The organism is Pectobacterium sp. HCp5_1 (assembly GCF_032905925.1).
Classification (GTDB): domain Bacteria; phylum Pseudomonadota; class Gammaproteobacteria; order Enterobacterales; family Enterobacteriaceae; genus Pectobacterium; species Pectobacterium brasiliense_A.
Genome location: NZ_JAUMIO010000059.1, coordinates 1 through 9,224, shown reverse-complemented (window position 1 = coordinate 9,224; position 9,224 = coordinate 1). Strand labels below are relative to the sequence as shown.

Sequence of the window (9,224 nt, the reverse complement as noted above, 5' to 3'; positions counted from 1 at the left end):
GAAACAGCATGAAGGAAAAAAAGATAGCATAGCGGGCAAACGACAATGTGCCGGATGGTCAGGAGATTTTCGTAGCGAGGTTATCTTTGGTTAATTCATCAACAAAGTAGAATCCCGCCCTGCTTCTTTCTCAGAGGAGAGGATTAAGTTTTTCCTTGACGATGATGTAGATATAGAAATAAAATTTGAAGATGGCTCTATTAAGGCTTGGGTTACAACATATGGACCAATTCTACTCTTAATTGGCTCAACCATCACTAATTACAGTAGTTTTAGAGAAAGTATTAAACATCTGGTTTCTGATTCACAAAGAGTTGCAGACATAGTGAATACAGAGATTATTTTCCAATCTAAATCCAAAGGAAAGGATGAAATACTTCGAGTTGAATCACGGAAAGGTGTTATTGGTTCGATAGATAGAATAAATAATAAAATAGACGCTATTAGTGGAAGTTTAAAAAAAGGAGACTGTTCTCCAACGGGGATAAACGAAGATCTTCTTGAACTAAACAAGATAATATTAGAATTATTTTCAAACATTAAAAATAAAGACGATGCGAAACTTATAGCTTTGGCGCTACGTGACGGAGTTTCAGATTTTAATCTCAAAAAAGGGAGATTTAAAATATCTGATTCAATTGATGAATATATGCACAATTCACTTATTGATGAGAGAAAAGTTATTTTGAAAAACCTTGACTCATACAAGTAAATTTTCATTTATTATATATATGATGCGCCGTCTTATTGAAAAAAACCACCTGGCTGGGTGGTTTTTTCAAAAATATTCAGAAGTGGGAGAACTTATAAAACCACGATAATTGACTTGTATATAGCGATAAAACACACTCGGCTTGAGCCACAGCTAACCCAGAATCAAAACACCTCGACCAGCTCAAACTCTTCGAACACCAGCAGCATATCTGGGGCGAAGGAGCCTCCTCTTTCAAAAAAATCTTGATGTGCTTGTCGCCAGAAAGCCAGGCTTTTATCCCCTTCGCCCTCTTTCGCCGCCATCTCAGCGGTGACGTCGCAGTAGCGCACCAGCGTTAACGAGCGCGTGCGAATGACGCAGGAAGGCTGTCCGGCACCGTCCAGAACGATGTTGTAATCGCCGACCTGTGGCGTATCCTCGTTTTTAAATGCGTGATACGAGCTACAGGTTGCCGTTTTATGCCCTTCGAGTACCAGTTGCAGCAATTCATCCGCCAGCTCGGGGCTGTCACCAAATGACCAGCGCAGCGCGTCTGGGTATTGCTCTAATCCTTGTTTATGGCTCATCATCTTCCTCTGTTATACGGCTATGATTGCTCTGTTTTCTCACGCCATGATAGCCATAAAGCGACCATCAGGTAATATCCACTTCTACCCAGAGCGCGGCATGGTCGGACGCCGCCGTGTCCCATGAGGTGACTTCGGGTAGCGGCGTAACGGGTTCCGCGCCCTCTTTGGCGGCAATCTTGTCTATATTGTAAATTCCCCGTCGCTCGACGCCCCACTCCACCACCGCCTGATGCAGTGGTGCAGACAAAAATATGTAGTCCAGTTGGTTTAACCGCGCGCCCTTCTTTCCGCCAGCGAAATAGTAGGTGTAGCGTTCTTTTTCCGGGCGTTCAGGGTCGATAACCGGGTGTAAATCCGACAGAGAAAACAGCGGAGCCAAACTGTGCCAGGGGTTTGACGAATCCTCGTTCAAATCGCCGAGAATGACCACGTAGTCCTTCTTGAGATCGTAAGTCTGTTGAACAATCTCCGCCACGCGTTCGGCCTGATCACGGCGTTTCTCCGCCCCACGCTGCCGCTCTTCCTCCGTTTGACCGCTCTGGCTTTTGAAATGGTTACACAGAATATAAATCGGCTGTTTGAGACCGGCATCCAGCGTCACTTCGAGACAATCACGGCTAAATACGGGATCGAAACGCTTCCCGGCATCAAAAATATGCGTGCGGAGCTGGGCAATCCGATAGCGCGTCAGGCAGGCGACATCAATACCGCGCGGATCGTTCGGGCTGTCGATCATCACGAACTGGCTGAATTTACTGTCCTCCAGCACCTGATTGTTGAAATCACGCAGGACGTCCATGTTTTCGACCTCAACCGCGCACAGAATGTCGGCGTTAAGCAGGGTAATAATCTTGCCCGTATTCTTACGCTGCTGACTGCTGAACTCCTGCGCCTTAAACACGATTTCGCCGATCCAATCTCCGCGTCCCCGGCAGCTTTTATTAATTCGGAATCCGGTGCCGGCGTCCTCTTTTTTCCATCGCCCCAGCGTGCCCGCGTCAGTACGGATATCAATATAAGGGCGCAGTGCGATAGAAAGGCGGAACACCTGATCTTTCAGGGCATCATCGTATTGGGGCTGTTCGAGAAGGTGCTGAAGCTGCCTGACCTGCTGCAACAAGGCGTCAATCTGCTTGGAATCGGGGAGGTTGAGAATCGCGCTACGGTGGAACAGGTTCTCGACGTTATAGCTGGCGATGCGGATCTTCATTGTTGTCTCCTGCTAGGTAGTGGCAAAAGCAATGATTTCCTTTTGAGAATAGAAGCATATTGTGACAGTTGGGCAGCATTCCCAGCAGCGATAGACTTTTTCTATCGTTCTTTAACTCAACATGGTTAAAACGAGTTAGACGCACTATATTCACTACAAAAGTCAGACTCGCGACAACAGTACGCACGCCATGGGTACTATATTCACTTCTGATATAAACCATCACACAACGTGATTTATAAACAGATGTTTTGTCGCGTAGATTCGTTATTAACAAAAGTTATAAGCACATCGCTGCACACCACTCACAGGAATTCATAATGAAAAAAATACGTTTTGCTTTACTGACCAGCGCCCTGCTTGCTACCAGCGTATTCGCTCATGCCGATGACCTTAGCGCCATCAAGTCCGCAGGGGTTATCAAGATCGGCACGGAAGGCACCTACGCGCCTTATACCTATCATGATAAATCAGGCCAGCTGGTTGGTTTCGATGTGGATATTGGCCGCGCGGTAGCAGAGAAGCTCGGCGTGAAAGCCCAGTTCATTGAAGGCCGCTGGGACGGTTTAATCGCCGGTATTGATGCCAAGCGCTACGATGCGGTCATCAATCAGGTTGGCATAACCAAAGAGCGTCAGGCCAAGTATGATTTTTCCAAGCCGTATATCGATTCCAAAGCGGTGCTGGTTGTCCGTGGCGATAACACCACCCTCAAAGATTTCAGCGATCTGAAAGGCAAAAAAGCGGCTCAGAGCCTGACCAGTAATTACTCTAAGCAAGCCACCAGCTACGGTGCGGACATTGTGCCGACGGACGGCTTTAACCAGTCTCTGGATCTGGTGCTCAGCGGCCGTGCCGACGCCACGTTAAACGACAATCTGTCATTCCTGGATTTCAAAAAGCAGAAACCGGATGCCAACGTGAAGATTGCAGCGACCTCAAAAGACGGTGAACCTTCTGCGATTCTGGTGCGTAAAAATCAGGCTCCACTAGTGGAGGCATTGAATAAAGCTCTGGATGAAATTAAAGCAGACGGCACCTATAAAACGATATCTGTGCGATACTTCGGGGAGGATGTTTCTCAATAATCGCACTGTTATCAGAGCGCGCTGTCATCATTATGATGGTCATCAGCGCACTCTGTGATTAGTGCATACCGTTATCGGAGCTCGTTTTCATGCCGCCTTGGCTACAACTCATGGCAGACTCCTTCTGGAGTCTGCTTTCTGCGGGACTTAAATTCACTGTCCCTTTGGCGATTCTGTCTTTCATCTTTGGCTTAGCCCTCGGCATTCTCATCGCGCTGGTTCGCCTTTATGGCCCCAAGCCGCTGAAATGGCTGGGTGATTTCTACGTTTGGGTGATCCGTGGCACGCCATTACTGGTGCAGCTTTTCCTGATTTTTTATGGGCTGCCCAGCGCGGGGATTACTCTGGATGCGTTTCCTGCCGCACTCATTGGCTTCACCGTCAGCGTGGGTGCCTATAGCTCGGAGATCGTGCGCGGGGCCATTTTGTCTGTTCCGAAAGGCCAATGGAATGCCGCCTATTCTCTCGGTATGAATGGCAGACAGGCGATTCGCTGGGTTATCTTCCCGCAATCCGTTTTCGTGTCGCTGCCGCCGCTTTCCAATACGTTTATTTCCTTAATCAAGGATACGTCGCTGGCCGCTGTCATTACCGTGCCGGAGATGTTCTTATCCGCTCAGCGCATCGTTTCCGTGACCTATGAACCTCTGACTCTGTATGTCGAGGCTGCGCTGATTTACCTGATGTTTAGCACCGTGCTAAGTCAGCTACAGGTGAAACTCGAAAAGTATTATCAGCGCCACATCACGCACTAACACTTCCCGCATCAGCCCACGCCATCCGCTGGGCTGATGACATTACCGCGTTCCCTGACCCTCCCTGCTCAACAGGCAAACCTGAAGACGCCTCACGATCTCCATTTTGACGCACTAAAAGAGGGCGCATCAGCCTCTTTGCATTTGTCACGGTGCGTGCATACCTAATTAGAATTACCTACTTAGATCAATAAGCATTCCTTTTCGTCTTCATTATCAAGCAAATAGAAAATTGGCATTTTATTTGCTTTGCTCTGCTCACGTCGGCATACCGACAGACAGGTATGGTGCACCTCATTGTGCACCGCAACACAACTGTGTACTGCAACAACAGCAGATAACTCTAGACGCTAGGATGATTATGAAAAGAATAGTGATTTCTACTCTGGTTGCTGGCGCGTCACTCTTTGCCGCAATCAATCAAGCCCATGCGGGTGCAACGCTGGACGCGATTCAGAAGAAAGGATTTGTGCAATGCGGTATCAGCGATGGTTTGCCCGGCTTTTCCTATGCGGACGCCAGCGGCAAATACTCCGGCATTGATGTTGACGTGTGCCGCGGCCTTGCTGCCGCCGTATTCGGCGACGCCAATAAAGTTAAATACACGCCGCTGACCGCAAAAGAACGCTTCACTGCGTTGCAATCCGGCGAAGTTGACGTGCTGTCACGCAACACGACCTGGACCTCCTCCCGTGACGGCGGCATGGGCATGCTCTTTACCGGCGTCACCTACTACGACGGCATTGGCTTCCTGACGCACAACAAAGCAGGCTTAACCAGCGCCAAAGAGCTGGACGGCGCAACCGTTTGTATTCAGGCGGGTACAGATACTGAACTGAACGTCGCTGACTACTTCAAAACCCATAAGATGCAGTACACGCCTGTCACGTTCGACCGCTCTGATGAAAGTGCCAAAGCGCTGGAGTCTGGCCGCTGCGATACGCTGGCATCAGATCAGTCACAGCTGTATGCACTGCGTATCAAGCTGAGTAAACCTGCTGAATTCATCGTTCTGCCAGAGGTGATTTCCAAGGAGCCGCTGGGCCCGGTAGTGCGCCGTGGTGATGAAGAGTGGTTCTCGATCGTACGCTGGACGTTGTTCGCCATGCTGAATGCCGAAGAGATGGGTGTGACCTCGAAAAACGTCGACCAACTGGCAGCAAAACCCACCACGCCAGATATGTCCCACCTGCTGGGTCACGAAGGCAGCTACGGCAAAGATCTCAAATTACCGAATGATTGGGCCTTCAAAATCATCAAACAGGTCGGCAACTACGGCGAAATCTTCGAGCGTAATGTCGGTATGGGCAGCGAGTTGAAAATTAAGCGCGGCCTGAACGAACTGTGGAACAAAGGCGGCATCCAGTACGCGCCAGCGGTACGTTAATTATCAGAAAAACCTGGGCGCAGTGGATCGCTGCGCCCCTCAGTACCCCCGTTTCGAGGTTTCAGCATGCTACAACGCCCAACCGTAAAAGGTGATTTATCACTGACTAATCCAGCGGTGCGCGCCTGGCTGTATCAAATTATCGTTGTTATCGCGGTATTGGCTGTCGCGGCTTACCTGTTGCACAACACCGTGACCAATCTGGCACAGAGGGGCATCACCTCTGGCTTCGATTTCCTGAATAAAAGCGCCGGTTTTGGCATCGTCCAGCATCTGATTGACTATCAGCAAGGTGACACCTACGCCCGCGTTTTTCTTGTTGGGCTATTCAATACGCTTCTGGTTTCGGCGTTGTGTATCGTGTTTGCGTCGATTCTCGGCTTCACCGTTGGTCTGGCACGACTGTCCGACAACTGGCTACTACGAAAAATATCTAACGTTTACATCGAGATATTTCGTAATATCCCGCCGCTATTGCAAATCTTCTTCTGGTATTTTGCCGTACTGCGGAATCTACCGGGGCCACGCCAGTCAATTAGCGCGTTTGATGTCGCCTTTCTCAGCAATCGTGGTTTCTATCTACCCTCTCCTGAATTGGGACCGGGTGCGGCGGCATTTTTTCTTTCTCTCATTATTACGCTAGTGGTGACATGGGGCGTTTTCCGGCTTAACCAGCGCTATCATGCGTTAACCGGTCAGCCACGCAGAACCTGGCCGCTGACGTTAGGCCTGTTGCTTGGGTTGTGTGCGCTCAGCCACCTGATTTTCGGCCCCGCCTTCCACTGGGATATGCCGGAATTAAAAGGGTTTAACTTCCGCGGCGGCATGGTGCTGATCCCCGAACTGGCGGCATTAACCGTCGCCCTGTCGGTCTACACCTCATCGTTTATCGCCGAGATCATTCGTTCAGGCATCCAATCGGTTTCCCACGGCCAACACGAGGCGGCACGTTCTCTCGGCTTACCGAACCCCGTTACGCTGCGCAAAGTCATCCTCCCGCAGGCGCTGCGGGTCATCATTCCGCCACTAACCAGCCAGTATCTGAATATTGTGAAGAACTCGTCGCTGGCTGCCGCGATTGGCTATCCCGATATGGTGTCGCTGTTCGCGGGAACGGTGCTGAATCAGACCGGTCAGGCTATCGAAACTATCGCCATTACCATGTCGGTCTACCTCATTATCAGCCTGCTGATCTCGCTGCTGATGAACCTGTATAACCGCAAAATCGCGTTAGTCGAACGCTAAGAGGACGCCATGACGATGAACCATTATACGCAAGGCCATCAGTCCCCTCTGTTCAAAGCGATGCAGTGGGCACGGCGTAATCTCTTCTCCAGTATCAGTAATAGCCTGTTAACACTGTTTTGCCTCTGGCTATTGTGGGTTGCCATACCGCCGCTGCTCAACTGGGCTATCTTTCAGGCTAACTGGATTGGCACAACTCGCAATGACTGTACGCGTGAGGGTGCCTGCTGGGTCTTCATTCATGCCAGATTTGGGCATTTCATGTATGGGCTGTATCCAGCGGCGGAAGTCTGGCGCATCAACTTTGCACTCGCTATCGCTCTACTCAGTATCCTGCCGATGTTCCTAAAAAGTATCCCCTATCGCGGACGCTATATTGCCGTCTGGGCAGTGGCGTATCCACTCATCGCCTGGTGGTTACTTTACGGCGGTTTTGGCGGGCTCAGCCGAGTGGAAACCTATCAGTGGGGCGGGCTCACGTTAACGCTGATTATCGCCGCCGTGGGTATCGCGGGTGCGTTACCACTTGGCATCTTGCTCGCATTAGGGCGACGTTCCACGCTGCCGATCGTTCGTATGCTTTCCGTTGTCTTCATCGAATTTTGGCGTGGCGTACCGCTCATCACCGTGCTTTTTATGTCATCCGTGATGCTGCCGCTGTTTTTAACGGAAGGCACCACGATCGACAAACTGCTAAGAGCGCTGGTCGGCGTTATCTTATTCCAGTCCGCCTATGTCGCCGAGGTCGTTCGCGGTGGCTTGCAGGCGCTCCCTAAAGGGCAGTATGAAGCCGCTGAATCCCTGGGCTTAGGCTATTGGCGCATGCAGGGGCTGGTCATCCTCCCGCAAGCACTGAAAATGGTTATCCCAGGTTTGGTGAATACCATTATTTCTCTCTTTAAAGACACCAGTCTGGTGATCATCATCGGCCTTTTCGATCTCTTCAGCAGTATCCAACAGGCAACGGTCGATCCCACCTGGCTGGGGATGTCGACAGAAGGCTATGTCTTCGCCGCCATGGTCTATTGGATTTTCTGTTTCAGCATGTCGCGCTATAGCCAACATCTGGAAAATCGTTTTAACACCGGACACAAGTCACACTGAGGCCATCCATGAATCAGACTGCATTAACTCAATCAACCGATCACATGATTACCTTAGAGAATGTGAATAAGTGGTACGGGCAATTTCATGTGCTTAAAGACATCAATCTGCAGGTCAGGCAGGGGGAACGCATTGTGCTGTGTGGTCCTTCCGGCTCGGGGAAATCAACCACCATACGCTGCATTAATCATCTTGAAGAACATCAAGCAGGGCGGATTGTCGTTGATGGTATTGAAGTGAATAATGATTTACGCAACATCGAAAAGATTCGTACTGAAGTCGGCATGGTTTTTCAGCATTTCAATTTGTTCCCGCACTTAACTGTGTTGCAGAACTGCACGCTAGCGCCATGCTGGGTGCGCCATACACCTAAGAAAGAAGCGGAAGAGTTAGCAATGCACTATCTGGAACGCGTGCGTATCGCCGCCCATGCGCATAAATTTCCGGGGCAGCTATCTGGAGGACAGCAACAACGCGTGGCCATCGCACGCTCACTGTGCATGAAACCCAAGATTATGCTGTTTGATGAGCCGACGTCTGCACTGGATCCTGAAATGGTGAAAGAGGTACTCGATACTATGCTTGGACTGGCGCAGGACGGGATGACGATGCTCTGCGTCACGCATGAAATGGGGTTTGCAAAAACCGTCGCTGATCGGGTGATCTTTATGGATCAGGGCGAGATCGTGGAACAAGCGCCGCCGGATATCTTCTTTTCCAACCCTCGCTCAGAACGTACTCAGGCATTTCTCTCACAAATACTGCACTAATCGGAAGTACTCCGCCTGCGTGTCCTACGCAGGCCTTCCCCCAGCATCGCCATTATCATGGATCTCACAGTTCGCGTTATCGCATAACTAACGCAAACAGGATGAGGTAGGAAGGTTTCTGCATCCAAAAAGCTGCCCTATGTCCCGTATTTGCTACGGCTATCCACCTGATACACCGCAATAAATCCACAACGGTGAGCAAATCGTTGCACATAATCCCAAATTCCCCATAGCAAAAAGCCCCTGTCTTTCGACAGAGGCTTTCCACTTATTTGATGCCTGGCAGTTCCCTACTCTCACATGGGGAAGCCCCACACTACCATCGGCGCTACGGCGTTTCACTTCTGAGTTCGGCATGGGGTCAGGTGGGACCACCGCGCT

At 50.2% G+C, this 9,224-nt stretch carries 9 protein-coding genes and 1 rRNA gene; 7 read left to right on the top strand and 3 right to left on the bottom strand.

What is annotated here, in order from left to right; genetic code table 11:
- The first annotated feature begins 325 nt into the window (after window positions 1-325).
- On the top strand, window positions 326-712 hold the full coding sequence (locus Q3A88_RS21230) for a hypothetical protein (protein ID WP_317178602.1): 387 nt from the start codon (window positions 326-328) through the stop codon (window positions 710-712).
- A gap of 164 nt (window positions 713-876) precedes the next feature.
- On the opposite strand, the gene Q3A88_RS21225 is transcribed toward Q3A88_RS21230, so the two are convergent.
- Window positions 877-1,281 carry an ASCH domain-containing protein gene (locus tag Q3A88_RS21225; protein WP_317178601.1) on the bottom strand — a complete coding sequence of 135 codons (405 nt, stop codon included), beginning with the start codon at window positions 1,279-1,281 and terminating at the stop codon, window positions 877-879.
- A 67-nt stretch (window positions 1,282-1,348) separates the two neighbouring features.
- Complete coding sequence (locus Q3A88_RS21220; RefSeq protein ID WP_317178600.1) at window positions 1,349-2,494, bottom strand: endonuclease/exonuclease/phosphatase family protein; 1,146 nt, start codon at window positions 2,492-2,494, stop codon at window positions 1,349-1,351.
- A gap of 320 nt (window positions 2,495-2,814) precedes the next feature.
- Here Q3A88_RS21220 and Q3A88_RS21215 point away from each other — a divergent pair, with 320 nt between their 5' ends.
- The 6 genes from Q3A88_RS21215 to Q3A88_RS21190 all read left to right on the top strand — a co-directional run bounded on the left by Q3A88_RS21215 (window position 2,815) and on the right by Q3A88_RS21190 (window position 8,843).
- Window positions 2,815-3,582, top strand: a complete 768-nt coding sequence (locus tag Q3A88_RS21215) for an amino acid ABC transporter substrate-binding protein (RefSeq protein ID WP_040034151.1) — start codon at window positions 2,815-2,817, stop codon at window positions 3,580-3,582.
- 89 nt (window positions 3,583-3,671) lie between these two features.
- A complete protein-coding gene (locus Q3A88_RS21210; protein ID WP_317178599.1) occupies window positions 3,672-4,337 on the top strand; it encodes an amino acid ABC transporter permease in 666 nt (221 codons plus the stop codon).
- 361 nt (window positions 4,338-4,698) lie between these two features.
- Window positions 4,699-5,724, top strand: a complete 1,026-nt coding sequence (locus tag Q3A88_RS21205; protein WP_005975324.1) for an amino acid ABC transporter substrate-binding protein — start codon at window positions 4,699-4,701, stop codon at window positions 5,722-5,724.
- A 66-nt stretch (window positions 5,725-5,790) separates the two neighbouring features.
- Window positions 5,791-6,969 carry an amino acid ABC transporter permease gene (locus tag Q3A88_RS21200; protein ID WP_317178598.1) on the top strand — a complete coding sequence of 393 codons (1,179 nt, stop codon included), beginning with the start codon at window positions 5,791-5,793 and terminating at the stop codon, window positions 6,967-6,969.
- Window positions 6,970-6,978: 9 nt separating this feature from the next.
- On the top strand, window positions 6,979-8,073 hold the full coding sequence (locus Q3A88_RS21195; protein WP_317178597.1) for an amino acid ABC transporter permease: 1,095 nt from the start codon (window positions 6,979-6,981) through the stop codon (window positions 8,071-8,073).
- Window positions 8,074-8,081: 8 nt separating this feature from the next.
- Window positions 8,082-8,843 (top strand): amino acid ABC transporter ATP-binding protein, encoded by a 762-nt coding sequence (locus Q3A88_RS21190; RefSeq protein WP_039462574.1) that lies wholly within the window; start codon window positions 8,082-8,084, stop codon window positions 8,841-8,843.
- Between the two features lie 277 nt (window positions 8,844-9,120).
- On the opposite strand, the gene rrf is transcribed toward Q3A88_RS21190, so the two are convergent.
- A 5S ribosomal RNA gene (rrf, locus tag Q3A88_RS21185) occupies window positions 9,121-9,224 on the bottom strand; the annotation flags it as partial.

What these genes read in the sequence shown, in the direction of transcription:
- Q3A88_RS21205 (WP_005975324.1), top strand. Translation starts at nt 4,699, where the DNA reads ATGAAAAGAATAGTGATTTCTACTCTGGTTGCTGGCGCGTCACTCTTT.
- Q3A88_RS21195 (WP_317178597.1), top strand. Translation starts at nt 6,979, where the DNA reads ATGACGATGAACCATTATACGCAAGGCCATCAGTCCCCTCTGTTCAAA.
- Q3A88_RS21210 (WP_317178599.1), top strand. Translation starts at nt 3,672, where the DNA reads ATGCCGCCTTGGCTACAACTCATGGCAGACTCCTTCTGGAGTCTGCTT.
- Q3A88_RS21215 (WP_040034151.1), top strand. Translation starts at nt 2,815, where the DNA reads ATGAAAAAAATACGTTTTGCTTTACTGACCAGCGCCCTGCTTGCTACC.
- Q3A88_RS21190 (WP_039462574.1), top strand. Translation starts at nt 8,082, where the DNA reads ATGAATCAGACTGCATTAACTCAATCAACCGATCACATGATTACCTTA.
- Q3A88_RS21225 (WP_317178601.1), bottom strand. Translation starts at nt 1,281, where the DNA reads ATGAGCCATAAACAAGGATTAGAGCAATACCCAGACGCGCTGCGCTGG.
- Q3A88_RS21220 (WP_317178600.1), bottom strand. Translation starts at nt 2,494, where the DNA reads ATGAAGATCCGCATCGCCAGCTATAACGTCGAGAACCTGTTCCACCGT.
- Q3A88_RS21200 (WP_317178598.1), top strand. Translation starts at nt 5,791, where the DNA reads ATGCTACAACGCCCAACCGTAAAAGGTGATTTATCACTGACTAATCCA.